Source organism: Natrinema saccharevitans (assembly GCF_001953745.1).
GTDB lineage: Archaea > Halobacteriota > Halobacteria > Halobacteriales > Natrialbaceae > Natrinema > Natrinema saccharevitans.
The window spans coordinates 788,178-812,876 of record NZ_LWLN01000001.1 but is presented as its reverse complement, the minus strand read 5'-3'; the positions used below and the strand labels follow the sequence as shown (position 1 = coordinate 812,876).

The window sequence follows — 24,699 nt, the reverse complement described above, 5'->3', positions numbered from 1 at the left end:
TCCGAAGGCGGGTCGATTCGCCTCGTCGTCCCGTCCCGCTCTCGCGCGCCCGACCGGCCCGGTCGGTCCGGTGACCGATCGATCACCGCGAGCCGCTCGTCTCACGCCGCCGAAAGCCGGTCGTCGTCACCGACCGGAATCTCGAGTTCGACCGCGACATCTTCCAGCAGGCTCCCGCGAACCTCCTCGACGCGGCTCTCGATCGTCGCGGCGACCGGAACGTCGAACTCCCGTTCGATCCGCTCGAGGCGATCGCGCTCGGTCGCGACGCGCTGACGGAGGTACGTCGCGCCGCGGCCGTCCTCGTCCGGGTCCGGTTCGGGGGTGAGCCGGTTGACGACCAGTCCCCTGACGGGGAGATCCGCCTCGGCCAACTGCTCGACCGACCGTCTGGTCTCGCGGATCGAGAGTGTATCTGGGTTCAGTACGAGGTAGAAGGCCGCGTTCTCGCGCAAGGTCTCCCCGGCGAACTCGAAGCGCTCCTTGCGCTCTCGCAGGCGTGCGAGGATCGGATCGCCGTCCATCACCCGCCGGGGCTCGTTGTTGCCGATCGCGGCCTTCTCGAAGAGATCGATGCTGCGTTCGCGCTTGTCCATCAGCCGGTCGATCCAGCGCTCGAGGAGGTCCGGCAACGCGAGCAGCCTGAGCGTCGAACCGGTCGGCGAGGTATCGAAGACGACTCGGTCGTACTCGTCTGCGGTCCGCATCACCTCGACGAACCGGTCGAACAGGGCCGCCTCGTAGGCACCGGGCGTCTGATGGGCCATCTCGAGTTGGATGTCGACCTCGTTTACCATCGTCGCGCTCAGTTGCGAATCGAGTTGTCCCCTGAGTTCCGAGAGGTGGTCCTGGACCTCTCGCTCGGGGTCGATTTCCATCGCCGAGAGGCCGTCGTATCCGTCGACCGGCCGAGGATCGTCGCCGAACGACTGATCGAAGACGTCGGCGGTGCTGTGTGCCGGGTCCGTCGAAACGAGCAGCGTCTCGCTGCCGGCGTCGGTACACTCCAGTGCGTACGCGCTCGAGACGGTGGTCTTTCCCACGCCGCCTTTTCCGCCGAAGAAGGTAAACGTCGTCATCAGAAGTGGTACTGGTGGCCCTTGCGTTCGAGGATCGACTGGCGATCCCACATGCGACGCTCCCAGGCCTGATACTCGTCCTCGAGGTAGGGGAGGAGTTCGGCCGTGTAGTAGGAGACCGGCGACGGGATGCCGAAGGCATCGGGGAAACACGCCAGCATGAACGCGTCCTCGAGGTCCTCGGCCTCGGCTTCGATCTTTTCGTAGGCGGGATGAGCGATCAGCCCGTGGTAGAGTCCCCGGAGCCACTCCGCGAGCGTGGCCCGAAACGACGCGATCCGATCGGCGAGTGTCATCGTTCGACATGCTCCGTTCCGAAAACGGAAATATGTCGCGTCCCGCGACGCCGTGATACGATGCTTCTTGCCGCTCGAGTTCCAACGCCATCCATGGGATCGCAGACGACGCCGGTCACCGTCCTCTCGGGGAGCCTCGGTGCGGGGAAGACAACGCTGCTCAATCACCTCCTGCGAACCGCCGACCGCGAGCTTGCGGTGCTGGTCAACGACATGGGCTCGGTCAACGTCGACGCCGAACTCGTCGCCGACGGCTCGGACATCGACGTCGAGGGCGGTGTCGCGGAACTCTCGAACGGCTGTATCTGCTGTGAACTCCAGGACGACCTCGAGACGGCGGTCGTCCGGCTGGCCCGCGAGCGGGCGTTCGACCACCTCGTCGTCGAAGCCTCGGGCATCTCCGAACCCGCGCCCGTCGCCAGGCTCTTCACCACGTCCTCGCGGGTCGCCGCCAGCTACGACCTCGACGCGCTGGTGACCGTCCTCGACACGCGGCTGTTCCTCGATACCTTCGCCGGCGAGGGGGCGCCCGAACGCCGCGGCGACGCGGACGAGAGCGATCGACCGCTCTCAGACCTGCTGATCGAACAGATCGAAGTCGCGAACCTCGTGCTGTGTAACAAGGCGGATCTGTGTACCGAGACGGAACTCGAGCGGGCCGAGGGCCTCGTCCGTGCGCTTCGGCCGACGGCGGAGACGATCCGCACCGAGTTCGGCGAGGTGACGCCGGACCGGATCCTCGGGGTCGACCTGTTCGATCCCGAGCAACTGGGTGAACTGGCGGGCTGGCGACGGGCGCTTTCGGACGACGCGAACGGCGAGACAACCGATCACGGTGGAACGCACGACGACCACGCCGTCCACAGCCATCCCGACGAAATATACGGTGTCGACTCCTTCGTGTTCCGCGCGCGCCGACCGTTCCACCCCGAGCGCTTCGCGTCGATCCTTCGAGACCTGCCCGACGACATCGTCCGATCGAAGGGAACGGCGTGGGTCGCCGGCCGAGACGTGAGAGTCGATATCTCTCAGGCGGGCCCCTCCGTCCGCGCATCCGTCCGCGGGCCGTGGATCGCCGATCTCCCCGAGATCCGGCGGGACCTCTATCGGTCCAACCGGCCCGACCTCGAGTGGCACGACGAACACGGCGACCGTCGGACCGAACTGGTCGTCATCGGGACGTCTCTCGAGACCCACGAACCGGCGCTTCGGTCGCGACTGACTGACGGGCTGGTCACCGACGACGAGTGGGCACGAGCCGACGAGCTACCGAACCCGTTTCCCAGCGACGAATCGGAGACGGTCGTGTTTCGGGAGCCCTGATACGGTTTACTGTCTCGGTGGGACCGCGGGACTCCCGGCGTCGATCGCGCACAGAAACGGCTAAGTGACCGCCATCCCCGTTTTGTTCCATGCCCGGTCCCGACGATGAGCGAAGCGACGGTCTCCAGGCCGGTCTCGAGTCGTCGGAGGGAGATCCGCGTGTCCTCTTGGTCCTGAACGCCGCGCTCTCGACGCTGTTTGCCGCGCTGTTCGTCTGGGGTGCCAGCCGGCTTGATATCCTTGCGTTTACGCCCACGACGATCGTGGCAGTGGCTCTCGTCGTGTTCCTGCTCACACACGTCGTTTCGCGTCCCTGAGACGCCGTGGCTCGAGCATCGGTTTCCAACTCGACGACCAGCTACACCGCCGGTAAACGGGCTGATACGAGCGGACGGGCGGGCCCGCTTCTTACGCTTCGTGGGCGTAGCCGATGTAGTACTGTCCCTCGTAGACCAACGACAGGCCTCGTGCTGCCGACGCATCGACGGGAATCGTATCGCCCTTCTCGAAGTCACCGTCGACCTCGTCCGCGAGGTCGATCTCGACGGAGCCGTCCTCGGACCACACGCGAGCTTCGAGTTTCGATGCGTCCACCGAGTCGCCGCCGACGTGTTCGACCGCGGTCCCGTCCTCGGTGAACGCGAGGTCGACCGTCGGTTGCGGGTACGCGCTGCCGACTCGGACGTCGTCCTCGCCCCAGACGACCTCGACGTCGGCACCGACCGGAACGGAGTCGATCTCGATCGTTGCACCCGAGGTAACGGTGTCGGCCGCGTCGGCCCACTGCGTCTCGGCCGGCTCACCGTCGACCAGGAGTTCGTAGGCCGAGGCGGGCCGTTCGGTGTCATCGTCCAGTTCGAGGGTCGCCGAGAGCGACTGCGCTTCGTAGTCGTACTCGAATTTGACGGTTCCTGGCGGCCGAGTGCGATGGGTCGCGAGACTCTCCCGGTAGTTCGGCTCGCCCCAGCAGACGTAGACCACGCTGCCCGGATCGACGCCCTCTATCGTCGCGTCGTCGCCTGACTCCATCGTCGTTCCCGCCCAGGGCTGGGCGGTCGCCGTCGGCTCGGGGTCGTCCTCACGGAAGCCGTAGGTTGGCCGGTCCTCGTGGACCGCGAGCCACACCTCGTCGCCGTCGAGCGGGAACTCGTCGGCGTACTCGACGGTGAGTTCCGTCGCGTCGGGGTCGTACGCGAACTCGAACCGGAAGTGTCCGAGGACCGTCGTCGTACTCGAACTGGAGCCGTACTCGTGGTCGTGGGTGAGCGTCACCGAGAGGTTCGGTTCGACATCGTCGGTCTCGATCACGATCGTATCGCCTTCCTCGAGGGTACCGTGCCCGTTGGTCCAGATGTCGCGGTCGTAGGCCTCGTCGCCGACTTCCAGCGTGAGATCCTCGATCGGGGTCGGATCGCCGCGGCCGATCTCGATCTCGAGGAGATCGTCCTCGAGGTCGATATCGCGTTCGACGCGAAGCGACCCGGGGCTGTCGTGTTCCCGGGCGGCCCGCTCGGCCGCGAGGTCGCGTTCCACGGAGACGGTGACGAGACTGCCGTCGACTTCGGCTGTCGGCTCGTCGGTCGTCGCCACGTAGGCAAACTCCCCTTCGAGGCGTTCGGCGAGTTCGTCGGTCACGTCGTCCGCGTCGGTAAAGGAGACCGCAAAGTCCATCGTGATCGTGTCGGGACCGCGGACGGTGATCGCCCGGACGACGTATTCGGCGGTCGCGTCGGTCTCCGGCGGCTGGAAATCGTCACCGACGTTGACGCTGTACCCGTCGGCGCCCTCGTGGACGTCGATCGCCTCCTCGAGGAGGGGTTTCGCGTCGAGGAGCCGGTCGGCATCGCCCGCGCCCGCTGCGACGGCGTCGGAGAGGACGTCCGCGTCCTGTGCGATGACGACGGCCTCGTCCGTGACCGCGGCGACCTGATCGTCGGCCTCGTAGCGGTCGTACGCGACGCCGTCGTCAGTTTCGCGGGACTCGCCGTCACCGTCGAGGTCGATCTCGCCAGTGAGGACCGTCACCGACTGGGTGAATGACTCACCCGTCGCGTAGACGACTGCCTGTTTCGTGACGGCTTCGTCGTCGATCCGGAACGCGCCGGTGGCGGCGTGGGGTCCGTGGGGTTCGTTCGCCTCGCGCCGGCGCTCGAGGTCCATCACCGACACCGTCATCGACTCGGTCGCGACCGAGGCCGGGAGGTGATCGAGGAGGGTCTCGAAACTCGGTGCGTCGGCAGGGTCGCGTTCGCCGTTTGCGTCGGTCGAACTGACGGTGTTGCCTGCCAGTCCGAGCGCTATCGTCGTCCCGATACCACCGAGGAGGGTTCGGCGGGGATACTGCGGCATACGATCCGTTTTCGTTTCCGACACTACAAGTAGGTTTTCATTACATTCTGGCTCAGAAATAGGTGGGGGTCGGCGATCTCGCCTCCCGGCGATACCCGATCCGCTACTCGAAAGCAGCCTCGGCCGACTCGAGCAGGGTCGTGAGTTCGCCCCGCCGCTTCCAGGCTGCGATCCGATCGCCGAACGGCAGGGGTGCGGCGAGTTCGACCGCCGACCGGGCCGCGAGCCGGGTCCGGCCGTGGTCGACCGGGTCGGTCTCGAGCGACGTCTCCATCGCCGAGAAGGGACCGCGCTCGCTCTCCTGCGTGTAGTAGATCGTCCCGTCGCGGTCCTCGAACCGCAGCGGCAGTTGCAGTCCCGGGCCGCTAGCGACGACGACCGTCGTCCCGTCTCGCTCCTCGACGCGTTCGACCGCGAAACTCCCCTCGGCTTCGACGATCGTCGCCGGCTCGAGCCACGCCGACAGCTCCGTCGGGGCCGCAGCGACGACTCGAGAGACCGTCACCTCGCGCATATCGACCCGCACGCACGGGACCGAGATAAAACGCCGGACTACCGACCGGCTCCCGGCGAGTCCTTTCGCTCGCGTGACTCCCGACGAATCCGTACCGAGGCGACAAGTTCTCCTGCCGGGCCCGCTATGTCCCGGTAATGAGTCTGGGGCAGCCCTCCGCGTACCGCCCGACGAAGCCCGACGTCGCGGTGTTCGTCTCCGGCGTTACCAGTATGGGTCTGGAAATTCTCGCGGGCCGGATCATCGCCCCGCAGTTCGGGAGCAGCATCTACACGTGGGGAAGTATCATCACCGTCTTCCTCGCCGCACTGAGCCTCGGCTACTGGCAGGGCGGCAAGCGCGCCGATACCGCCTCGAATGCGCGGATGAGCTGGATCCTGCTGGGGACGGCCGGTTACGTCGCGATCGTCGTCTACGCCAGCGATCAACTCCTGCTCTCGGCGTCGACGCTACCGTTGCCGGCTCGGTACGCCTCGTTGCCGGCGGTCCTGATCCTGTTCGGGCCGCCGACCTATCTGCTCGGCTTTATCAGCCCCTACTCGGCCGAACTCTCCGAGAAGGAGGGCACCGGCGAGGCGTCGGGCCACGTCTACGCGCTGGGCACTATCGGCAGCATCGTCGGCGCGGGCGCGACCACGTACTTCCTGATTCCGACGCTGGGAATCGACGCGATCGGGCTGCTGTTTGGCTTTATCCTCGTCGGCACCGCGTTCGCGCTGACCCTCCCGCGGGTCGCGCCCAGACCCGCGGCCGCGAGCGTCGGTATCGCCCTGCTGTTGATCGTCGCCGGCGGCGTCGGTCCCGTCGCGTTCGACCACCGCGGCGACGTCGTCTACGAGACCCAGACGGCCTATCAGGACCTCGAGGTCATCGACGACGGCGACGTGCGAACGCTGTATTTAGACGGCGCGCGCCACAGCGCGATGGACCTCGAGGACCCGGACCGACACGTCTTCGAGTACACGCGGTACTTCCACCTGCCCATGCTGATGACCGACGACCCCGACGAGGTCGACGACGTGTTGTTCATCGGCGGGGGCGGCTACACCGGCCCGAAGGACTTCGAGCGGACCTACGACGTCGACGTCGACGTCGTCGAACTCGACCCCGAGGTGACGCAAGCGGCCAAGGACTACTTCCACCTCGAGGAGGGCGAGAACATGACGGCCCACACCGAGGACGGCCGGATCTTCCTGCAGGAGACCGACGAGACCTACGACCTGATCGTCCTCGACGCTTACCAGAAGGATCAGGTTCCGATCCACCTGACCCAACTGGGCTTCATGGAACTCGTCGAGGACCGACTCTCCGACGACGGGGTCTTCCTCGCGAACGTCATCGCCGCGCCCAGCGGAGCCGGTTCGGCGTTCTACCGGGCCCAGTACAAGACGATCGACGAGGCGTTCCCCTCGACCTACAGCTTCCGGACCTCGAGTCTGGGCTCGGTCCAGAACATCGAGGTCGTCGCGACGAAGGCCGACACCGAGTTCACCGAGGCCGACCTCGCGGCCCGAAACGAGCGCCGCGAGCTGGGGATCGACCTGAGCGGCGAGGTCGACGCCTACATGGACGAACCGAACACCGACGACGTGCCGGTGTTGACGGAGGACCACGCCCCGGTCGACAACTTGCAGGCGTCGACGATCGGCCAGGAGTACGTCATCGAGGAGACCGGTGAAGAGGAGACGGAGCCGGAGCCCGCCTCGATCGCGGTCGGGCCGGACCCGCTTGCGACGGCACGACCCGCCGCGGGCCTCGAGGTCTCGACGCCGTTCCCGACGGAACGCGAGGCGACGGGAGCCGCGCCGGCCCAGCCGTAGGGGAGAGCGACGACCGCCTCGAGCGCCGGTATCGGTCCGTTTCCGCGCCGCAGTCACGTCAGTCGGCGAGGTCGTCGATATCGAGCGGCGTCGCGGTCCGCCAGTAGTGATCCAGCGAGTCCTCGGCCCACGCGCGGACGGCGTCGTCGTCGGTGTCGACCGAGGCCCGCAGGACGCCGGTCTCGTCGCGCAGGAGGAGATAGACCACGTCGTCGACGATCATGATCGCGATGGGGACACCCTCGTCTCGAACCCGAATCTCGGCCGTTTCGGCCGCGAGCAGGGCCTCGAGCCGGTCGCGAAGCTCCGACTCCTCGGCGAGGGCCTCGATCGCGCTGCGGCCGAAGACGCCCCGAAAGCGCTGGTCGCCGCCGATCACGCGCTCGCTGACGACCCGTAGCGCCTGTCCGTTGAACGTGTGTGAAAACGTCCTGATCGCCTCGCCCTCGCGGACGAACTCGAGCAGTCGCGAGAGCGGCGCGTTCGGCCGCGTCGCCGTCGGGACGGTGATCGTCGCGTCCGAGAGCCGCCGCAGGTCGAACTCCATCGCGTGGGTCGGCAGGTAGTCGACGATGTCGCGGAGCCGCCCCTCCGTCTCGAGGATCTCCTGTAAGTCGGTGAACCCCTCCGCGACGAGTCGGCCGGTCGCGGTCGCGACGTACTCGCTGCCCTCGTGTCTGACCCACGATCGGTCCTCGAAGTCCCCGAGGATCCGGCCCAGCGTCGCCTGCGATGCCCCGGTGGCGTCGGCCAGTTCCCTGCGCGTGTGTCGCCCCGCCGAGAGCAACTCCAGCACTTCGACGCGGTTCTCCGAGAGCGCCAGGAACTCGATCTCCTCGAGCGCCGATTCCATACGTCTCCTCTCCGGGCCGAGACCAAACCGTTTTCGCACCGTGAAACCGTTTCACGGCCCGCGCGGGTGTCGCGTCGACTGTCCCTTTCCCGGCCCGCTCTGATTTCTTACTATGAAATAGTTTCTAAACGAAACTATATGGCCGCCGCTCGTACGTCCGAGTACGATGATTTCCACTCTTCGCGCGTCGCCCGAATTCGGGTCGACGAACGCGGTTCGCACGGAGGCGGCGACGCCGTGGTAGCGCGTCGTACCGCCGTCTTCTTCGCCCTCTCGAGCCTGTTCTTCGGCGGTACGTTCGTCGCCGCGAAGGCCGGGCTCGCGTACTTCCCGCCTCTGCTGTTCGTCGCGCTCCGGTTCGACGTGGCCGCGGTCATCATGCTCACCTACGTCGGACTGACGACCTCGCGGGCCGACCTGTTGCCCCGAACCCGCGGCGACGTCGGAGCCGTCCTCGCGACCGGCGTCCTCGCGATCGGGCTGACCAACGCCTTGCTGTTCGTCGGCCAGCAGTACGTCACCAGCGCGGTGGGCTCGATCATGTACAGTCTCAACCCCATCATGACGCCGATCTTCGCCGCGTTCTTCCTCTCGGACGAGCGCCTCTCCGCTCGCGGCGCGGCCGGGCTGGGTCTGGGCCTGCTCGGAGTCGGTCTCGTGGTCAGCCCCGACCCCGCGAACCTGCTGGGCGGTGCCGTCGGCAAGGGCATCCTCTTCGTCGGCGCGATCGCCGCCGCGCTCGGGGCCGTGCTGATCCGCCGAGCCGACAGCGACCTCTCGAGTACGGTCCGGGTCGCCTGGGGGCTGCCCTTCGCCGCCGCGCTGTGTCACCTGCTGGCCTGGACGGGCGGCGAGTCGGCGGCCACGATCGACTGGAGCCTCGAGGCGGTCGCGGCGCTTGGCTACGTCAGCGTCTTCGCGGGCGTCCTCGCCTACATCGCCTACTTCGGCCTGATCGACACGGCCGGCGCGATCCGCGCGAACCTGATCTTCTACGTCGTGCCCGTCGTCTCGACGCTGGGGGGCTGGGCGCTGCTGGGAGAGACGATCGACGCGCCGGCGATCGCCGGCTTCCTGACGATCTTCGCCGGCTTCGCGGTACTCGGCAGTAAGTCGGTCGATCTCCGCTCGCTGCGCGAGCGGCTCACCCCCGACCCGCGGCTGCCCGACGACGAAACCCCGGTCAGGGACGAACCCCGCGGCTACCGCTCCGATTGACGGTCAAAACAGCGACAGCTCGCCGGTCACGCTGTCGACGCGGTCGTCCGCCGCCGGACCGACCGCCAGCGCGGTGACGGTCCCCGGCTCGAGCTGGGTGTGGCCGGCGTCCCGAACGAGGGCGTTCGGAATCCCCGCCTGCTCGGCGATTTCGGAGAGTTCGTGCAGTTGCCGTTCGCTCTCGCCTTTCAGGACGATCTTCTTCTGGCCGCCCTCCTTCCACTGGTCTCGTAGTTGCCGGTCGGCGTTCTCGTAGGCCGACAGCGACGCGTGGGCGACCTGTGCGGCGAGCTTTCCCTGTCCCATTCCGACGTCCGTCCGAGCGACGATGGCCTGTTTCATGGCCGACTCGAGGACGCCGACGCCTTTAGCGGTACCTATCGATCGCTGCGACGGACGCCGACGAGCCGTCAGTGAACGACCTCGCTCTCGCGGAAGTACTCCCGTTCCGTTCGTCTCGCCTCGGGCCCCGCCTCGACCAGCATCGGTTCGTCGACCGGCTCCGAGAACCGGCCGGGATCGGGCTCGACCCGCGCGATCATCGCCGAGAACACCGATCCCCGGCGGCCGCTCGCCGAGACGAAACCGCCGTACTCCCGTTCCTCGCGGGGGGTCTCGTCGGGATCGGGAAACTCCTCGCGGATGATCTCGGCCCCCTGCTCGAGATACGACGCCGCCCGCCGCTGGGAGTAGTAGCTCTCGTCGTAGTAGGTCTCGGCGTACTCCTCGTCGAGGTCTTCCGTGGAGTGTTCGGGCGACTCGTATCGAATCGCCTCGGTCGTCTCGTGTCCGCTGGCAAAGCGGATGTTGACCGTGAAACTGTCCGGATACCGGAGGACCAGCGGGACGTACAGCATGTCCGTGATCGTGGCCTGCTGTTGGGCGCGCCAGGCCCCCTCGAGGTAGTACGCGGCGATCGCACCGATGCGGTCGTCGCGGTCCCCCCGATGATACGCCCGTGCGACCGCCTTGTAATCGTCGCCGACGATCCGTCGAAGTCGCCGCTCGAAGCTCTCGGCGGCGTGGTCGAACTGTGCCTCGTAGGCGTCTAACACCGTCACTTCGGGATCGGCAAGCAGGTCCGCCTTCCGCTCCAGCGCGGCCGCGATCGTCAGCATGTTCTCGTGAAACACCCGCTCGGCCTCGAGATCGGGGAGCGGAACCCTGACAGCCCGCTGGTGTAGCACTTCCGCGTCCCCGTTGAATCGGCCCCGCCTCCCGCTCATGGACCCCCCTTCATCGTACAGCGTTATAATCGGTTAGGCCGTCCGTCCGCGGGTTACAGGCGCTTGAATTGTATCAACATCATAAATCATGTAAGCCGTTGACTCGGTCGAGGGCCGCCATCACCGGGAGACCGGACCGGGACCGCGCCGCGAGCGACGGCGGACCGAGGACTTTAGGGTGCCGTGTTCGCTCCCTCTCGATATGATCCTCTCCGACGCGGACATCCTCGACCGACTCGAGGCCGGCGACCTCGTCGTCGAGCCGTTAGATGACCCGGAACTACAGATCCAGCCCGCGAGCGTCGACCTCCGACTGGGCCGGGAGTTTCTGGAGTTCCAGCGGACGAACATCCCCTGTATTCACCCCAACTCCGAGCGAGAGGTCGAGGAGTACGTCTCCGAGACCGTCGTCGACGAGGACGACGACTTCATCCTCCATCCCGGCGACTTCGTGCTGGGAACGACCCACGAGCGCGTCGAGATCCCGGACGACCTGATCGCCCACGTCGAGGGCCGGTCCTCGCTGGGCCGGCTCGCGGTCGTCGTCCACGCCACCGCCGGCCTCTGTGACCCCGGCTATCGCGGCCAGATCACCCTCGAGTTGTCGAACCTGGGCTCTGCACCCGTCGCGCTCACACCCGGCATGCGGATCTCCCAGCTCACCTTCACCGAACTCAAGACCGCGGCCGACCGGCCCTACGGGAGCGAGCGGGGCTCGAAGTATCAGGACCAGAGCGGGCCCCAGGCCTCCCGCATCGAGAGCGACGACGAATTCGGCGGCGACCAACTCGAGCGCGGGGACGCGGACGACGAGTGAGCGCGAGACTGGAATTCGATCCGCTTTCGAGCCGTCGGCACGCCGTTTCGGTTCCGATCGACTGACGACGAACCGTCCCCGATCGACCGTCCCGCCGATCACCGACCGGCCATTGCAGGCGCTACCGACTTATTGCGAGTCGCGGTAGCGGAGGTATGTGCGCCGTCTTTTCCGACGACGACGTCGGCAAACCCGTCGAGAACGCAACCGGCGAGACCGTCGGCGTCGTCGCGGCGGTCGAGGGAGACGTCGCTCACGTCAAGCCGGATCCGTCGGCCGTCGAGTCGATCACATCCTCGCTCGGCTGGGAGAAAGGATTCCGGTATCGCGTCGCGTTGGGCCGGAACTCGGTCCGTGAGATCACTCCCGACGCGGTCCGGCTCGAGGGTGAGCTGCCGACGGAACCGGACTCCGATGCCGGTTCCGAGATCGACGACGGCCGGGATGAGTAAGCGACGGAGCGGTCACGCGCCCGCTCGAGTGCGCGCTCGCTGCGGGCGAAGATCGTCTCGGCCGCCGTTCTGAGCCGATCGTCCCGGCCTGCGAGGGGAACAACGTCGGCACCGGAACCGACGCAGGCGGGCCGGAAACTGCCTTTCCCGTCCGCCGTCGCCGTAATGGGCCGGGCGGACCACTAAGGTCGCTCTCGTGATACGCTCACCGGCATGGACTGGACAGGCGAGGGAGCCGACGGGGCCGGCGTCGACGTCGCCGGCCCGTCGGACGCCGACTCGATCGTGTTCGTACACGGCGCGATGTTCACCCGGAAGATGTGGCTTCCCCAGACGCGAGCGCTTTCCGAGGAGTATCACACCGTCGCGCCCGATTTACCGGGCCACGGCACCCGCGCGGGCGAGCCGTTCCGGACGGAGCCGGCGATCGACGTCCTCGAGGAGGTCGTGGACCGCCACACCGACGGCTCGGCGACGCTCGTCGGGCTCTCGCTGGGCGGCTACGCGGCGACGGAGTACGCCTACCGCCATCCCGGAACGGTCGACGGGCTGGTGCTGTCGGGCAGCAGCGCGAACCCGGTGAACGCGATGGAACTCGGCACGCGGGTGACTGGCGGCGTCGCGCGACTGCTGACCAAGCCCGACCTCGGGAAGCGGGCCGTCGAGAAACTCGCCGCCCGCTGGGTTCGACAGCGCGATCTCGCGCCCGATATCGAGCGCGAGATCATCGACGCCGGCTTCTATCCCGAACAGTTCGGCGACGCGGGGCCGGACGTCGCCGGTCGCGACGTTCGGGCTGCGCTCTCGACGTACCCGGGCTCGACGCTGCTACTCAACGGCGAGAACGACAAACTCATGCGCCGGGGCGAGCGCGATCACGCCGCCGCGGCCCGGGACGGTCGGGTCGAAGTGCTGGCGGGAGCCGGCCACATCTGTAACCTCTACCGACCCGAGACGTACACGGAACGGGTGCGACGGTTCGTCCGGCAGACCGCTCGCGTTCGGTAGCTATCGGCGGTCGCCGACCGCGTCGCGGAGCCGACCGGGCAGTCCGAGCAGGGAGATCCCGAAGCCGATCAGGACCATCAGGACGTAGAGCCCGAGCGTCGAGGTCCAGACCACGATCATCGCGAGGATCGCGACGAATCCCTCGAGGAAGTAGAACGCGCCGATCGACATCGCCGTCCCGTAGAGCAAGACGAGGTACGGCCCCCAGTCGCGGGCGTGGCCGCGCCGGACCCGACGGCGGACGTAGCGTTTCAACTCGCTCTCGAGGGACTCTTTCCTGACGGTGCGGTCCTCGACGTCGGACTCGAAGTCGTCGACGCGATCGCGGAGTCGCTCGATCTCCTCGCGCAGCGCCGCCGGATCGTCGGCTCGATCGCGGGTTCGGGCGCTCGCGCTCGATTCGCGTGCGCGGTCGCTGGCGCGGTCCGTGGCTCCCTCGTCGGCGCCCGTGGCGTCGTCGGTCATCGCTTCTGTCGGAATCTGTCGTCGGCCGGGACTTTGTAGCTGCCGATCCAGTTCACGGTCGGCGAGTACCGCGTTGACCACCGCCGCGAAGACGAGGATGATCGCGCCGACGTACAGCCAGACGAGGACGAGGAAGACGGCCCCCAGTGCGCCGTAGACCGCGTACTCGGAGAGCAAGCCAGCGTACAGCGAGAACGTGCGACTCAGGACGAACCAGCCGACAGCGGCGATGACCGTCCCCGGCGCGGCCTCACGGATCCCGACGTTCGCGTCCGGGAAGATCACGTACAGCGGGAGAAAGGTAACGAACAACCCCAGCACGACGAACAGCTGTCCCACGACCGCGACCGCGATCGACACCTCGAGCCCCGGCAGGAACCGAACGACCAGCTCGAGCGCACCCAGTATCGCGAGGCCGGCCGCGATGGCGATCGAGACGATCGTCGCGTCCCAGATCGTATCGAGCAGCGACTTCTCGCCGACCGTCCCGTAGACCTGCGAGAAGGCGCGGTCGAGCCCTCGGAGGACGCGGCTCGAGCCCCACAGCAGGCCGAGGATGCCGGCGACGGTCGCCCCGCGCCGACCCGTTTCGTCCGTGACGGCGTCGGCCAGCAGCGTCTGGGCCTGCACCGTGAGGATGTCGGTCGCGGCCGCCGAGAGGCGGTCCGCGAGCGCCTCGCCGCCGATCGACGCCGCAAGCCCGAGCGCCAGCAACATTAGCGGCACCAGAGAGAGAAAGCCGTAGAAGGCGACGCCGGCCGCCAGCAGCGTCAACTGCTGGGCCTTCGCGAGTCGAAGGACTCGCTTCGTCAGTGCCACCCCTCGTCCCCGATCGATCACGACTCGCCGTTCGAGATGGCGCCCAATATGTAATTACTCGCCACAGGTACCCAACGGGTTGTTACGTCCAGACGGACCGGCCATACTTTCGGCTTGGCCCGATCCGGGATCCCGTAGCAGTCGGTTTCGAACGGGCCGGCCCGACAGCACCGCGGTCCCACGCGATCCGGGGAGACGACGAAGTTCTTTGTGTCGGCGATCCAACGCCATCGCATGGAGCAACGACGCTGTCCCGACTGTGGCGTGACGATGGAGGAAACGGCGGTCCGCGATACCGAGGGGATGCGGCTGTCGATCACGACCGGAAAACGTGACGGGCTGTTAGGCAAGGTGGGGATCCGGAACACGGCGAACGTACAGGGCGTTTGTTGTCCCGAGTGCGGGCTCGTTCGCCTCTACGCCGACCTCGAGTGAACAGCGTCGGAGCCCGGTGGAGTATCCGGAGTCGCGCTGTCGACACGCTGATGACGCGGATGAGATCGCTTTCGCAGCCGTTCCGACCGCTGGCCAGCCGTCAGAAAACGGCCCATCGGGTCGGTCAGGCCCCACGGTGCCGGCTGGAGTCGCGTCGACCTCGGGTCGGCCCCTCGACTGTAGCACCGGCTCAGTGACAGTACAACGCCGCGGTAAAAATCGGATCAGCTGGGTCGACCGGCCTGCCGGTCGTCGGTCTCCGTCTCCGAGCGGGGCCGTTCGCGGTAGGTGTTGCGACCGAGCATCGAGTTCATCGGGCACTGCTGCGTGCGAGCCGTGATCGTCAGCACCGCCCCGACGACGAGTGCGAGGCCGGCGAGTACGATCCCGAGAGTTCCGGCAGCGATCGAGAACAATCCAGCGAGGGCGGCGATCCCGACGACCAGTAGCACCGGGCCGACGAGGAGTCGAGTCCTGCGGTCGTATCCACCGACGTTTTTTTCCATGGTTTCTATCACCAGACACACATACGGCAGCTGGCTATATAACGTATGCATATCGTTCATCGATGCAATCAGTCGTTGGTGACGATCAGTCGTCGGTGGCGTTCAGTCGTGGCTCCGCCGCGTCGATCGGGTCGGTCTCTCGTGTATTCTCGCTACGGGACTCGTCCGCTTCGCCGGCAATCAGTGCTTACGGCTCGGTGAGGACGCGCTCGGCGACTCGCACGGCGCGCGGTGACGCCGGACTAGAGTAGCCGCTGAAACGATTTACACACAGATCGCAACGCCGTCGTGCGATCAGGTGTGCAATGACGTTCAGCGGCTACTCTAGTCGAGACCGTCTTTCGTCGCTGCCCTGATCTCCCCGACGCTCGCGTCGGTTTTGAACGTCGTCCCGCCGTAGTGGGCCCGGGAAGCGGCGTGGCCCGCCTCGCGCAGGTCGGCGAGGAACTCGTCCATCGCGTTGGCCGGCAACCCCCAGTTCCGACAGAGTTTGTGCTGGTCGTAGTGAGTCGGCGTGTCGAGTTCGGCCGCGAGCGTGTCACAGAGTTCGCGGGCCTCGGGCGCGGTGTCGAACGTGTAGGGAATCTCGTCGCGGACCGCCCCGACGAACGACGCGTCCTGAACGGGACCGAGCCAGACCGGACCGGCCGCGAGGACGCGGTTGCCGTCGCAGTTGGGACAGGTCTCGAGCGGGTCGGCGATCAGCCCGGGGTCGGCCTCGCGGTAGAGACAGTCTTCACAGTGATAGAGGTGGCCTAACTCGTCGATCGCGGCGTCGGCCGCGGTGGCCTTGTGGGTCAACTCGAGGTAGGTCCGGACGTAGTGGCTGGTCGCGTGGGTGAGCAGCGGTTCGATGCCGACGTCGAACCGGGCCGCGCTGCGGGCCAGCGCCGAAATGAGTGTCCGCACGCCCATCTCGGCGTGGTAGTCCGTGTTGCGGGGAATCGCGGAGTAAGAGCGGACGCCGCTGTTGAAGTGTGCGCCACACATCGGCGCGGTGTCGGTCGCGGTGACACAGACCAGGTCCCGACAGTTCGCGAACGCGGCGTCGGCGAAGGGCATCGGCGTCCCGTATGGATCCAGATCGATCACGTCGAACGGCTCCTCGTGCATGAGGGCGTTGACGTTGCGGTGTTCGACCCGCCCCTCGCAGTCGTTTCGCTCGAGGTTCTCTTCGGCGAGCGCGATCGCTTCCTCGTCGATATCACAGCAGGTCACGTCCCAGCCGTCGGCGGCGGCTCGGACTCCGCGGACGCCGCTTGCCGTCATCGCGTCGAGATACGTCTCGGCCCGCGCCTCGCGCTCGCGGTAGGCCCGCAGCGTCGCGATCGTCAGGTCCCGATTCAGTTCCTGTCGCGGGTTGTAGAAGACCGCCTCCTCGATCCCCTCGGTCTGCTCGCCGGGGACCTCGAGGTCGACTCCGCCCTCGGTGACGCGCATACCACGTCTCGGAGGTAGCAGGCGAAAAGCGGTGTGGTCTCCCGCCGGCGGCCGACGGGAAGACGGCGGACCGCCGGCAGACAACCAAACCGATTTTACAGTTCGGCGCACAGTCACGGACGTGTCGGAGGCCAATCCCGTCGAACGGTGGCAGGCGACTCTCGAGGAGGCCGGCGAGTTGACGCCGGAGATCGTCGGGGCGATCACGCGGATCCACGGCGACCGCGGGGCCCGCGCCATCGAGGCGGTCGGCGAGAGCCGCGTGAAGGCCTATCGCGATTTTACCATCGTCGTCGGCTACGAGGACGAGTACATCGTCGAGGACGGCGGCTGTACCTGCAAAGACAGCGAGTACAACTTAGACGCCGAGGACCCCACCGAAAAGTGCTGGCACTCGCTGGCCGTCGCCATCGCTCGCCGGGTCGGCCACGTCGATTACCACGATATGTGGTACTCGGAAGTTCGCGAACTGCTCTGAGATCCTTGGGTACCGGTCCTCCGGAGCGCAGACGGCGCAAGCGAAGCGACTGAACGGGGTGGGAATATCCGTCGCCACGACGGCACCACGTTCACGACCGATGTCGGGCGGTCGAGACGCTACTCGGACTCGTTACAGGCGGCGATGATGACCTCTGGATCGTCGATCAGTCGATTCTCCATGTAATTTCCCTTCCCCTTCCCGGCCCACTTGCGCTCCTGGTCGATGATCGAGAGGAACTCGAGTTCCGAGAGGATATCGCGAACGCGACGGAGCTTCAGGTGTTCCGAGCCGTCCCGATCGCAGAGGCGCTTGTAGAGGTCGTACGCCTCGTTAGTCGTCACCGGCGCGTCGTCGCCCTCCTTTTGTTGAGTCAACAGCGCCATCGCCTCGAGGACGAGTTTCGCGTGACTGGGGCTTTTGGATATCAGCTCGGCCAGTCGGCTGGTCTCCTCGCGCTCGTGTGCCTGATCGACGCAGTCCTCCGTGACCGTCTCGAGGGCGTTCTCCTCGGCGATCTCACCCGCAAAGCGGAGGATGTCGATCGCCTTCCGTGCGTCGCCGTGTTCGCGGGCCGCGAGCGCCGCCACGCGGGGAACGACGCCGTCCTCGAGGACGCCCTCGTGGAACGCGTCGGACCGCGAGCGCAGGATTTCCCGGATCTGGGTCGCGTCGTACGGCGAGAAGACGTACTCGCGTTCACAGAGACTGGATTTGATTCGCTCGTCCAGCGAGTCCTTGTACCGGACCTTGTTCGAGATTCCGATGACGCCGACGGTACTCTCGGTGAGTTTGCCGGATTCGACCGCTCGGGAGAGTTGCATCAGGATGTCGTCGTCCTCGATCTTGTCGACTTCGTCCAAGATGATCAGGGCGACGTCGTAGCAGGTGTCGACGATGTGCCACAGGCGGCGGTAGTATTCGGCCGTACTCAGCCCCGAGTGTGGGATCGAGACGTCAGTCTCGGACTGATCGTTGAGTTGGTGACCCGTGGACTGCACTGCCTGCGTTTCCGTCGACTCCTGGAGGCAGTCGACGTACGCGACGCCGATCGAGACGTCGTTTCCCTCCGCGCGTTCGATCGCCTGATTGGTGATGAACTTCGAACACAGCGACTTCCCGGTTCCCGTCTTCCCGTAAACGAGGACGTTGTTCGGCGTGTGTCCCCTGGTCGCCGGTTTGATCGCGTTCGCGAGATTCGTCAGTTCGTCCTCGCGGCCGATGATCCGATCGCCGTCGGGGAGGTGTGACACCTGCAGCAACTCCTTGTTCCGGAAGATTTCGTTCTCGCTTCCGAAGTAGTCCGTCGAGTCCGACATTCGGGTACCGGCGACTTTCGGCGTCGACCACTTAACCGTTCGGGGCCGGAGTGCCGCTGTATAGTCTAAACTTTCCGTCTTGAGCCGGTAAATTCCGGGAATCTACACCCCGTAGTGCCGCTGTATCGGCCTATTTTCACCCCTCAATGCCGCTGTATGGGAACGTACTGGGCTGTCGGCCACTGCCGTCGAAGAACTGCAACCCTGCTGGAATCGAACCGGGTCGGAACCCCGGAGTGCCGCTGTATAGATGGGGAAAATCCCCGAGCGCAGCGGTATAGCCTCGAGACAGCCGCAGTGGCGAACCCCGGAGTGCCGCTGTATAGCACGGCGGCCGCGCGACGGGGGGAGCGAACTGGACGGCGGCGAGTCGCCAGTGGTGTTAGCCGGGTCAGACGACCGTTGTCGACGGATACGGACTCGACCCGGCGACCGGGACGGATACCGTCTTTCCGCTGTATCGGGTAAAAAGAGTTTCTATCGGCCGTGAGTCGATCGGTTTTCACCCCTCGGTGCCGCTGTATGTGGAGACACACACCCCGCGTTGCCGCTGTATAGTCGTGGTGGCGGCCGTCGATTCGAAGCGGGGGTCAGATATCGATCCAGAGAGCAGGCCGAACGAACGGGAGATCGGGTCGAACGAACGATAGGACACGGTGCGGCACCGGCTACGGAATCCGTACCGACCAGCAGCGACTCCGACGTGGATCCAACGATTCGGCCGAAAACGGCGCAAAAGCGACGGTATCCTTCGTCTCGAGCGTCGAAGACGCGTCCAAGACCAATTGGACGCTACCGCTTCCAAGGCACTCAATGAACGATGACACAGGACTCGTATATACCATTGGTGATTTTGATCGGAACTAGAGCCTCGGTGTCGGAACCGCTTTCGGCAGCGCACGGCAATCCGTGAACCGAAATCCGGGGATTTCCCGAGGAAGACGGAATCTCACGGATCGATACAGCGGCAACACGGGGTGTGTCTCTTCGCCACCCATCGTCGCCGTATTCGTCTTCGAGTCAACGCGGCAATCGTTTCAGTGGCTGCGATAGTCCCGTTGGAACTATTCTTCGGCGCAGATCTCAACGAAGTTCCGCAGGATCCGTAGTCCCGTCTCGCCGCTTTTCTCCGGGTGGAACTGCGTTCCGAAGACGTTGTCCTCGTCGTTGGCGACGATCGAGGGGAACTCGAGCTCGTAGTCGGTCGTCGCGACCGTCGCTCGCTCGTCGTCGGGAGCCGCGTAGTAGGAGTGGACGAAGTAGGCGTACTTGCCGTCTATCCCCTCGACGAGCGGGTGATCGCGCTCGACCGTCAGTTCGTTCCAGCCCATGTGCGGGACCTTCTGGCCCTCGTCGAAGCGAACGTTGGTCCCGGGGATCAGATCCAGCCCCTGCACGGCCGACTCGCCGTCGGTCTCGCCCTCCTCGCTCGAGGTCAGCAGCATCTGCATCCCGAGACAGATGCCGAAGAGGGGGGTTCCCGACTCGGCGACCGCGAGGAGGTCCTCGCGGAGCGGGTCGGCGTTCTCGACGCCCTCGCGGAACGCGCCGACGCCCGGCAGGACGACCCCGTCGGCCGCCTCGAAGGCGGCCGGGTCGTCGGTGATCTCGACGTCGGCACCCGCCCGCTCTAAGCCGCGGGTGACGCTGCGGAGGTTTCCCAACCCGTAGTCGACGACGACCACGGACGCGAGGGACTGCTCCTGTGGAGACGAAACGGTGTCCATACCGGTAGTCGGGACGGCGCAGTCAAGTGTATTCCCCTTCCAGTCAATTTTCTCCGGCCGCGCTCGAGTCCCGCGGCCGCCGTCCCGTCGTCAGGACCCGCCGTCCCGCTGTCAGAACCCGTCGAGTCGAGACTGGCCGCCTTCGCTCTCGGTGACGCCCGCCAGTTCGGCCGCCCGCCGGACCGCGTCCTCGAACGTCTCCGCTTGACTGCGGTCGTACAGCGTCGCCGCGGGGTGGACACAGAGCAACACGCGCCGCGGCGTGTCGCCGAGTCGGACCTCCTCGAGCGAGCCCGCCTCGTCGGTCACCGCGACGGATCGTTCGAGGAGGTGTTCGCTGGGGACCTTTCCCAGCGTGACGACGACCTCGGGGTCGACGGCCTCGATCTCGCGCTCGAGATAGACCCGGCAGTTCTCGAGTTCCTCGCCCGTCGGATCGCGGTTCTCGGGGGGGCGACAGCGCACGCAGTTGGTGATGCGGACGTCGCTCCGGTCGAGGCCGGCGTTTCGGAGGGCGTCGTCGAGAACGGATCCGCTGCGGCCGACGAACGGCTCGCCCTCTTCGTCCTCGTTGGCTCCCGGCCCCTCGCCGACGAACAGCAGGTCGGCGTCCGCGGGACCGGTACCGTTGACGATCCGGCTCCGCGAGTCGACCAGCGCCGGACAGCGCGTACACTCCGTGACCCGACAGTCCTCCATTTCCATACCGGTGGCTGTGACGGGCGGCTACTACGTCTTTCGGGTCGCGATTGCCGATTCGGGTCGCGATTGCCGACCGATCGTCGGCCACACCCCGAGCCGCACTTCGACCGTCCTCCCGCATCGCGCTCACTCGAGCGACCGGGCATACGCGTCCGCGGCGCTGGCCGCCTCTCGCGCGACCCGGATCGGCTCCGGACGACCGCCTTCGGGCGTGAATCCGCGGACGACCGCCGCGGCCGCGGCCGGCTCGAGGCCGACCGCTCTGACGTAGACCGTCTCGTCGTTGACCGACACCGCGCGTCGCTCGGGCAGCGACCGGTAGGTCTCGAGGCGCGACTCGAGTTCCGGCCCCGAGAACGCGTCCCGGAGACCGTCCTCGAGGCCGTCGCTGGCCTCGAAGGTCACTGCGAGGACCGGCCGATCGGCGGTCTCGAAAAGACGCGTGAGATCGAGCAGGTTGTACCACGCGGGGGCGACGGTGCCGAGCAGGACGTACCGGGCGTCGGGCCGGCCGAGGTCGTCGATCAGTCCGGCGACGGCATCGGTGCCGTCGGTGCCGCCGACGCGACAGGAGCCGTACGCGAACCCGTCACAGACGCGGTCGGCGCGGACGACGGCACCGGCGAACGTGCTTCGATTCCGATCGCGATCACCGCGGTACGATTCGGCGATGCCAAGCGCCCGCACCCCGGCTTTCATCGCTCACCCGTCGTCGTCTTTGATCTCCTGGAGACGGTCGAGCAACTCGTCGCTGGAGGCCCCGTTCTCGAACTCGATGGTTCCGTCGTGGCTGTTCGCTCCCGATTTCACTGCGTCATCGTCGTCAAAATCAGCGTCGACTTCCTGCTGTTCGGATTCGTCGTAGCTCCCGAATCCCATACGTGGTGTACTATGGGATACCGATTAAAAAATTCCGCGGTTACCAGTCCGCGAGGCTTTCCGAACCGCCGTAGACCCTCGAGAACGGGGCCAGCGACGCGAATCGTTCGATGCCAACTACCGTGTTCGAAGCGGTGCCGTCACGGGTCGCCGGCCCGCGGCGAGGGCACCGTTTTTGCCGTCGGCCCTCGAGTGTCCGGGTATGGAAGTCGTTCACGTCACCGAGGACGCGGAAGTCTTCACCTGTAACGCATTCCTCGCGATCGGCGAGGACGGGCAGACGACGCTGGTCGACGCCGGCGCGTGGGACGGCGTCGTCGACGAAGTCCGGAGCCACACCGACGACGTCGACGCCGTCGTCATGACCCACCAGCACGGCGACCACGTCGAGCGACTCGAGGCCGTCGTCGAGGCCTTCGACCCCGAGGTCTACGCCTACGCGGACCATCCCACCCGAACCCACGCCGTCGACGACGGCGACACCGTCCGGATCGGCGACGAGGCGTTCGACGTGGTCTACACGCCGGGTCACGCCGACGATCACGTCTCCTTTGTCTCCGAGTCGTCGCTGTTCTCCGGCGACGTGGTCGTCCACGACGACGGGGCCTTCGACTACGGTAGCTTCGGCCGGACCGACATGGCAGGTCAGTCCCGCGACCGCCTCATCGAGAGCATCCGTGACCTGCTCGAGCGCATGCCCGAAGGGGTCGAACACATGTACGCGGGCCACGGCGGCGTCTTCCACGGCGACGTGCGCGACGTCGTGGAAACGGCGCTCGAGCGGGCGGAGAAGCGTGAGCCGAAGTATTCCGACGAGTAGGGCCGCGAGCGAACGGGCAGCGCCCGTGAGCGAGCGGTCTTTTTTGGTCCAGATTTTTTGCGTGAGTGGTTCGCGACCGTCGGGAGCGAACCCGAACGGAAAAAAGGTGGGTCGGAGACGGCGCTCGAGCGGGCGGAAAAGCGCGAGCCGAAGCATCCCGACGAGTAGAACCGCGACCGCGGCGCTCCTCGGACGGCGTCGTCACTGAGCGATCGAAAACGACGGAGAACGGATCGGCCGGTCGATCCAGCGGTTATGCGGCGCGCGGTTCCTTCGCCTTGGGGCGAAGCTTCTCGTAGCCGCACTTGCGACAGCGTTCGGCGCGCTTGGAGTTGCGGGCGTTACAGCGCATGCAGATCATCTTCTCGAGCGTCCGTTTCTCGGCGGCGTCGAAACTGGCCATACCCCGGCTTCGCCCGTGGCCCATATAACCGCTGTGATTGGGGCCGCCGGCGGACGGCGGCCGGACGGTGAGTTGCCGAGAGCGAGTTGCCGAGACAACATTTAGGACCGGTCGGCGTGTCGGCTCGAGTGATGGCGGACTCGGTCCGGTGGACGATCGGCCCGCACAACAGCTGGCTCTCGCGACTCGTCACGTACGCTCCCTACGGGATCGGGGGCGGGCTCGGGCTCGTTCTGGTACTGAGCCTCGCGGGCTTCGGGCTGGCCGGAGCGATCACCGGATCGACGCTGGCGCTCGTCGTGGTCCTCGGGCTCGTCGGCGGTCCGATATCCCTGCTGTACTGCTGGCTACTCGTTCAGTACGGGACGAACGGATCCAAGTGGGTCGCCCGGTACGCGGCGACCGACCGGCTCACGGGACGCGGACTCGTCGTCGCGACGGCCGTCGGCGCGGTCCTCGTTACGGTCACGATCGGTACCGCACCCGAACTAACGATCGCGCTGTTCGTCCTCGCGCTCCTGTCGATGCTGTTCCTCGGTCCGCTCACGGCGACGGTCTCGCTCGAGCCGGAGGAGCGGCGGTTACAGCTGGGTACGGACGACGATATCGGCGGCCCAGTGGTGATCGCCCTCGAGGACGTGGTCGCCGTCTATCGGTTGCCCCTGCGTCGGCTCTCGCGGTGGCGGTTCCTCGTGATCCGCCGGGTTCAGGGACCGCCGCTTTTCGTTCCGGTACCGGACCGTCACGCCGCGGCCGTCGACCGGGCCCTCGAGCGGGGGCTCGCGGCGACGCCGACGGCCGAACCGAAGACGGCCGGCACGACCCGTCCGATGCGGCTCGTCCTGACGGCCATCGGCGTCGGGTTCCTCGCGGTCGCGGTCGGGTTTGCCGCTCTCGTCGTCCGAAACGGCGACCCCGCTGGCGGTCGAGCCGTCTATCCGATCGTCCTCCTCGTCACGTTCGCCGTCGTGGCGCTCGGCTACGCCGTGTACGAGTCGTGGCTCGCACGGCGGTCGGCACCGCCGAGCGAGGAGAGCGACGGGTGAGCCGCCTCGCGTCCGGCGTCACTCCTCCTCGTCGGCCAGTTACTCCTCTCCGTCGGCCAAATAGTCCTCCTGGACCGCGACGACCTCGCTCGAGTCCGTACACTCGCTGTAGCGACGCAGCGGCTCCTCGTTTAACGTCAGGAACGTCTCGCCCCAGCGGAACGGCTCGAGCAGCTGCTCGGCGCGGTCGTACTCGTCGAAAATGCAGCAGGCCGCGGCCAGCGCCTCGACAGTGGTCAGCCGGAACGGGCGGCCGTAGTTGACCGGATTCGCGGCGACGAGAAAGGGCAGCGCTCGGTGGACGCCGCGCATCTGGAACGACGCCTCTTCGGCGGACTCCCACGAGCAATCGAGCGCGACCAGCGTCTCCAGCCCCGCCTCGCGGTCGGCCGGCGCGAGCGCTCGCTCGGCGTGGGGGTTCAGCACGACCCCGTAGGGCACCTGCCCCATCGAGCGATAGAGGGTCGCCTCGTCGAACTGCTCGAGGCGACGCGCGGTACACTTCTCGGGGTCGTCGTCGCCCTCGTAGTAGACGTGACACTCCACGGCCGAACACAGGTCGGCTCGGGACAAAAGGGTCGCGAACCGCGCTCGAGTCGGCCGTTCCGGACGCGACGCCGCGTCGCTTTCCCCCGCTGACTCTGATCGACGTGCGGTCGGTGCCACCTCCGACTCGCGTCGCTTCGTGCGATCGGTGTGCATATG

The 24,699-nt window shown here is 66.7% G+C and carries 28 protein-coding genes; 11 read left to right on the top strand and 17 right to left on the bottom strand.

The annotated features are described in order from the left end of the window. Positions 1-101: 101 nt before the first annotated feature. Complete coding sequence (locus A6E15_RS04220; RefSeq protein WP_076143985.1) at positions 102-1,079, bottom strand: ArsA family ATPase; 978 nt, start codon at positions 1,077-1,079, stop codon at positions 102-104. Next, the gene (locus A6E15_RS04215; protein WP_076143983.1) at positions 1,079-1,375 is read right to left on the bottom strand and encodes a hypothetical protein; all 297 of its coding nucleotides are present in this window, start codon (positions 1,373-1,375) and stop codon (positions 1,079-1,081) included. The genes A6E15_RS04220 and A6E15_RS04215 overlap by 1 nt, the downstream gene beginning before the upstream one ends. Before the next feature lie 93 nt (positions 1,376-1,468). On the opposite strand from A6E15_RS04215, the gene A6E15_RS04210 reads away from it, so the two are divergent. Together A6E15_RS04210 and A6E15_RS04205 are read left to right on the top strand one after the other, a co-directional pair. Further along, positions 1,469-2,698, top strand: a complete 1,230-nt coding sequence (locus A6E15_RS04210; protein WP_076143980.1) for a CobW family GTP-binding protein — start codon at positions 1,469-1,471, stop codon at positions 2,696-2,698. Between the two features lie 89 nt (positions 2,699-2,787). Next, a complete protein-coding gene (locus A6E15_RS04205; protein WP_076143977.1) occupies positions 2,788-3,015 on the top strand; it encodes a hypothetical protein in 228 nt (75 codons plus the stop codon). A gap of 91 nt (positions 3,016-3,106) precedes the next feature. On the opposite strand, the gene A6E15_RS04200 is transcribed toward A6E15_RS04205, so the two are convergent. Together A6E15_RS04200 and A6E15_RS04195 are read right to left on the bottom strand one after the other, a co-directional pair. After that, on the bottom strand, positions 3,107-5,047 hold the full coding sequence (locus tag A6E15_RS04200) for a hypothetical protein (RefSeq protein WP_076143975.1): 1,941 nt from the start codon (positions 5,045-5,047) through the stop codon (positions 3,107-3,109). A 103-nt stretch (positions 5,048-5,150) separates the two neighbouring features. Continuing rightward, positions 5,151-5,561: a polyketide cyclase gene (locus tag A6E15_RS04195; protein ID WP_076143973.1), complete on the bottom strand. Its 411-nt coding sequence runs from the start codon at positions 5,559-5,561 to the stop codon at positions 5,151-5,153. 137 nt (positions 5,562-5,698) lie between these two features. On the opposite strand from A6E15_RS04195, the gene A6E15_RS04190 reads away from it, so the two are divergent. Further along, on the top strand, positions 5,699-7,381 hold the full coding sequence (locus tag A6E15_RS04190) for a spermidine synthase (RefSeq protein ID WP_076143970.1): 1,683 nt from the start codon (positions 5,699-5,701) through the stop codon (positions 7,379-7,381). A 58-nt stretch (positions 7,382-7,439) separates the two neighbouring features. On the opposite strand, the gene A6E15_RS04185 is transcribed toward A6E15_RS04190, so the two are convergent. Then, on the bottom strand, positions 7,440-8,234 hold the full coding sequence (locus tag A6E15_RS04185; protein WP_076143968.1) for a helix-turn-helix transcriptional regulator: 795 nt from the start codon (positions 8,232-8,234) through the stop codon (positions 7,440-7,442). A gap of 237 nt (positions 8,235-8,471) precedes the next feature. On the opposite strand from A6E15_RS04185, the gene A6E15_RS04180 reads away from it, so the two are divergent. Further along, on the top strand, positions 8,472-9,452 hold the full coding sequence (locus A6E15_RS04180) for a DMT family transporter (protein WP_076148179.1): 981 nt from the start codon (positions 8,472-8,474) through the stop codon (positions 9,450-9,452). 3 nt (positions 9,453-9,455) lie between these two features. On the opposite strand, the gene pth2 is transcribed toward A6E15_RS04180, so the two are convergent. Then, entirely contained in the window at positions 9,456-9,794 is a 339-nt protein-coding gene (pth2, locus tag A6E15_RS04175; protein ID WP_076143966.1) for a peptidyl-tRNA hydrolase Pth2, read from the bottom strand. Positions 9,795-9,862: 68 nt separating this feature from the next. Next, entirely contained in the window at positions 9,863-10,678 is an 816-nt protein-coding gene (locus A6E15_RS04170; protein ID WP_076143964.1) for a hypothetical protein, read from the bottom strand. A 202-nt stretch (positions 10,679-10,880) separates the two neighbouring features. On the opposite strand from A6E15_RS04170, the gene dcd reads away from it, so the two are divergent. The 3 genes from dcd to A6E15_RS04155 all read left to right on the top strand — a co-directional run bounded on the left by dcd (position 10,881) and on the right by A6E15_RS04155 (position 12,955). Continuing rightward, positions 10,881-11,495, top strand: coding sequence for a dCTP deaminase (dcd, locus tag A6E15_RS04165; RefSeq protein ID WP_076143962.1), 615 nt, complete (start codon positions 10,881-10,883; stop codon positions 11,493-11,495). A gap of 155 nt (positions 11,496-11,650) precedes the next feature. Beyond that, positions 11,651-11,947: a hypothetical protein gene (locus tag A6E15_RS04160; RefSeq protein ID WP_076143960.1), complete on the top strand. Its 297-nt coding sequence runs from the start codon at positions 11,651-11,653 to the stop codon at positions 11,945-11,947. Between the two features lie 213 nt (positions 11,948-12,160). Next, the gene (locus A6E15_RS04155; protein ID WP_076143958.1) at positions 12,161-12,955 is read left to right on the top strand and encodes an alpha/beta fold hydrolase; all 795 of its coding nucleotides are present in this window, start codon (positions 12,161-12,163) and stop codon (positions 12,953-12,955) included. Here the strand turns inward: A6E15_RS04155 and A6E15_RS04150 are convergent, their stop codons facing one another. Next, entirely contained in the window at positions 12,956-14,239 is a 1,284-nt protein-coding gene (locus A6E15_RS04150; RefSeq protein WP_139326561.1) for a YihY/virulence factor BrkB family protein, read from the bottom strand. A 234-nt stretch (positions 14,240-14,473) separates the two neighbouring features. Between A6E15_RS04150 and A6E15_RS04145 the strand changes: the two genes are divergently transcribed. Continuing rightward, positions 14,474-14,674: a hypothetical protein gene (locus tag A6E15_RS04145; protein ID WP_076143955.1), complete on the top strand. Its 201-nt coding sequence runs from the start codon at positions 14,474-14,476 to the stop codon at positions 14,672-14,674. A 224-nt stretch (positions 14,675-14,898) separates the two neighbouring features. On the opposite strand, the gene A6E15_RS04140 is transcribed toward A6E15_RS04145, so the two are convergent. Both A6E15_RS04140 and A6E15_RS04135 read right to left on the bottom strand, forming a co-directional pair. After that, positions 14,899-15,180, bottom strand: a complete 282-nt coding sequence (locus A6E15_RS04140; RefSeq protein WP_076143953.1) for a YgaP family membrane protein — start codon at positions 15,178-15,180, stop codon at positions 14,899-14,901. A gap of 324 nt (positions 15,181-15,504) precedes the next feature. Next, on the bottom strand, positions 15,505-16,620 hold the full coding sequence (locus tag A6E15_RS04135) for a tRNA (guanine(26)-N(2))-dimethyltransferase (RefSeq protein ID WP_076143951.1): 1,116 nt from the start codon (positions 16,618-16,620) through the stop codon (positions 15,505-15,507). A 121-nt stretch (positions 16,621-16,741) separates the two neighbouring features. Here A6E15_RS04135 and A6E15_RS04130 point away from each other — a divergent pair, with 121 nt between their 5' ends. Then, positions 16,742-17,098, top strand: a complete 357-nt coding sequence (locus tag A6E15_RS04130) for a hypothetical protein (RefSeq protein ID WP_076143949.1) — start codon at positions 16,742-16,744, stop codon at positions 17,096-17,098. Positions 17,099-17,217: 119 nt separating this feature from the next. On the opposite strand, the gene A6E15_RS04125 is transcribed toward A6E15_RS04130, so the two are convergent. From A6E15_RS04125 to A6E15_RS04105, 5 genes are all read right to left on the bottom strand, one after another. After that, the gene (locus tag A6E15_RS04125; protein WP_076143947.1) at positions 17,218-18,417 is read right to left on the bottom strand and encodes a Cdc6/Cdc18 family protein; all 1,200 of its coding nucleotides are present in this window, start codon (positions 18,415-18,417) and stop codon (positions 17,218-17,220) included. 1,064 nt (positions 18,418-19,481) lie between these two features. After that, complete coding sequence (hisH, locus tag A6E15_RS04120; RefSeq protein ID WP_076143945.1) at positions 19,482-20,144, bottom strand: imidazole glycerol phosphate synthase subunit HisH; 663 nt, start codon at positions 20,142-20,144, stop codon at positions 19,482-19,484. Between the two features lie 111 nt (positions 20,145-20,255). Next, positions 20,256-20,843 (bottom strand): uracil-DNA glycosylase, encoded by a 588-nt coding sequence (locus tag A6E15_RS04115; RefSeq protein ID WP_076143943.1) that lies wholly within the window; start codon positions 20,841-20,843, stop codon positions 20,256-20,258. Positions 20,844-20,972: 129 nt separating this feature from the next. Further along, positions 20,973-21,545, bottom strand: a complete 573-nt coding sequence (locus A6E15_RS04110) for an endonuclease dU (RefSeq protein WP_076143940.1) — start codon at positions 21,543-21,545, stop codon at positions 20,973-20,975. 3 nt (positions 21,546-21,548) lie between these two features. Beyond that, positions 21,549-21,725 carry a DUF5786 family protein gene (locus tag A6E15_RS04105; protein WP_076143937.1) on the bottom strand — a complete coding sequence of 59 codons (177 nt, stop codon included), beginning with the start codon at positions 21,723-21,725 and terminating at the stop codon, positions 21,549-21,551. Positions 21,726-21,927: 202 nt separating this feature from the next. On the opposite strand from A6E15_RS04105, the gene A6E15_RS04100 reads away from it, so the two are divergent. Further along, positions 21,928-22,545, top strand: a complete 618-nt coding sequence (locus tag A6E15_RS04100; protein WP_076143934.1) for an MBL fold metallo-hydrolase — start codon at positions 21,928-21,930, stop codon at positions 22,543-22,545. A 253-nt stretch (positions 22,546-22,798) separates the two neighbouring features. Here A6E15_RS04100 and A6E15_RS04095 read toward each other — a convergent pair whose 3' ends face one another. Continuing rightward, positions 22,799-22,948: a 50S ribosomal protein L40e gene (locus tag A6E15_RS04095; protein WP_076143931.1), complete on the bottom strand. Its 150-nt coding sequence runs from the start codon at positions 22,946-22,948 to the stop codon at positions 22,799-22,801. 131 nt (positions 22,949-23,079) lie between these two features. On the opposite strand from A6E15_RS04095, the gene A6E15_RS04090 reads away from it, so the two are divergent. Beyond that, positions 23,080-23,994 (top strand): hypothetical protein, encoded by a 915-nt coding sequence (locus tag A6E15_RS04090; protein WP_076143928.1) that lies wholly within the window; start codon positions 23,080-23,082, stop codon positions 23,992-23,994. Positions 23,995-24,033: 39 nt separating this feature from the next. Here the strand turns inward: A6E15_RS04090 and A6E15_RS04085 are convergent, their stop codons facing one another. Next, positions 24,034-24,540, bottom strand: coding sequence for a DUF367 family protein (locus A6E15_RS04085; RefSeq protein ID WP_076148177.1), 507 nt, complete (start codon positions 24,538-24,540; stop codon positions 24,034-24,036). Positions 24,541-24,699 lie beyond the last annotated feature (159 nt).

Excerpts from the sequence above, each read along its gene's own strand:
- A6E15_RS04220 (WP_076143985.1), bottom strand. The coding sequence starts at position 1,079 with ATGACGACGTTTACCTTCTTCGGCGGAAAAGGCGGCGTGGGAAAGACC.
- A6E15_RS04215 (WP_076143983.1), bottom strand. The coding sequence starts at position 1,375 with ATGACACTCGCCGATCGGATCGCGTCGTTTCGGGCCACGCTCGCGGAG.
- A6E15_RS04210 (WP_076143980.1), top strand. The coding sequence starts at position 1,469 with ATGGGATCGCAGACGACGCCGGTCACCGTCCTCTCGGGGAGCCTCGGT.
- A6E15_RS04205 (WP_076143977.1), top strand. The coding sequence starts at position 2,788 with ATGCCCGGTCCCGACGATGAGCGAAGCGACGGTCTCCAGGCCGGTCTC.
- A6E15_RS04200 (WP_076143975.1), bottom strand. The coding sequence starts at position 5,047 with ATGCCGCAGTATCCCCGCCGAACCCTCCTCGGTGGTATCGGGACGACG.
- A6E15_RS04195 (WP_076143973.1), bottom strand. The coding sequence starts at position 5,561 with ATGCGCGAGGTGACGGTCTCTCGAGTCGTCGCTGCGGCCCCGACGGAG.
- A6E15_RS04190 (WP_076143970.1), top strand. The coding sequence starts at position 5,699 with ATGAGTCTGGGGCAGCCCTCCGCGTACCGCCCGACGAAGCCCGACGTC.
- A6E15_RS04185 (WP_076143968.1), bottom strand. The coding sequence starts at position 8,234 with ATGGAATCGGCGCTCGAGGAGATCGAGTTCCTGGCGCTCTCGGAGAAC.
- pth2 (WP_076143966.1), bottom strand. The coding sequence starts at position 9,794 with ATGAAACAGGCCATCGTCGCTCGGACGGACGTCGGAATGGGACAGGGA.
- A6E15_RS04170 (WP_076143964.1), bottom strand. The coding sequence starts at position 10,678 with ATGAGCGGGAGGCGGGGCCGATTCAACGGGGACGCGGAAGTGCTACAC.
- dcd (WP_076143962.1), top strand. The coding sequence starts at position 10,881 with ATGATCCTCTCCGACGCGGACATCCTCGACCGACTCGAGGCCGGCGAC.
- A6E15_RS04160 (WP_076143960.1), top strand. The coding sequence starts at position 11,651 with ATGTGCGCCGTCTTTTCCGACGACGACGTCGGCAAACCCGTCGAGAAC.
- A6E15_RS04155 (WP_076143958.1), top strand. The coding sequence starts at position 12,161 with ATGGACTGGACAGGCGAGGGAGCCGACGGGGCCGGCGTCGACGTCGCC.
- A6E15_RS04145 (WP_076143955.1), top strand. The coding sequence starts at position 14,474 with ATGGAGCAACGACGCTGTCCCGACTGTGGCGTGACGATGGAGGAAACG.
- A6E15_RS04140 (WP_076143953.1), bottom strand. The coding sequence starts at position 15,180 with ATGGAAAAAAACGTCGGTGGATACGACCGCAGGACTCGACTCCTCGTC.
- A6E15_RS04135 (WP_076143951.1), bottom strand. The coding sequence starts at position 16,620 with ATGCGCGTCACCGAGGGCGGAGTCGACCTCGAGGTCCCCGGCGAGCAG.
- A6E15_RS04125 (WP_076143947.1), bottom strand. The coding sequence starts at position 18,417 with ATGTCGGACTCGACGGACTACTTCGGAAGCGAGAACGAAATCTTCCGG.
- hisH (WP_076143945.1), bottom strand. The coding sequence starts at position 20,144 with ATGGACACCGTTTCGTCTCCACAGGAGCAGTCCCTCGCGTCCGTGGTC.
- A6E15_RS04115 (WP_076143943.1), bottom strand. The coding sequence starts at position 20,843 with ATGGAGGACTGTCGGGTCACGGAGTGTACGCGCTGTCCGGCGCTGGTC.
- A6E15_RS04110 (WP_076143940.1), bottom strand. The coding sequence starts at position 21,545 with ATGAAAGCCGGGGTGCGGGCGCTTGGCATCGCCGAATCGTACCGCGGT.
- A6E15_RS04105 (WP_076143937.1), bottom strand. The coding sequence starts at position 21,725 with ATGGGATTCGGGAGCTACGACGAATCCGAACAGCAGGAAGTCGACGCT.
- A6E15_RS04100 (WP_076143934.1), top strand. The coding sequence starts at position 21,928 with ATGGAAGTCGTTCACGTCACCGAGGACGCGGAAGTCTTCACCTGTAAC.
- A6E15_RS04095 (WP_076143931.1), bottom strand. The coding sequence starts at position 22,948 with ATGGCCAGTTTCGACGCCGCCGAGAAACGGACGCTCGAGAAGATGATC.
- A6E15_RS04090 (WP_076143928.1), top strand. The coding sequence starts at position 23,080 with ATGGCGGACTCGGTCCGGTGGACGATCGGCCCGCACAACAGCTGGCTC.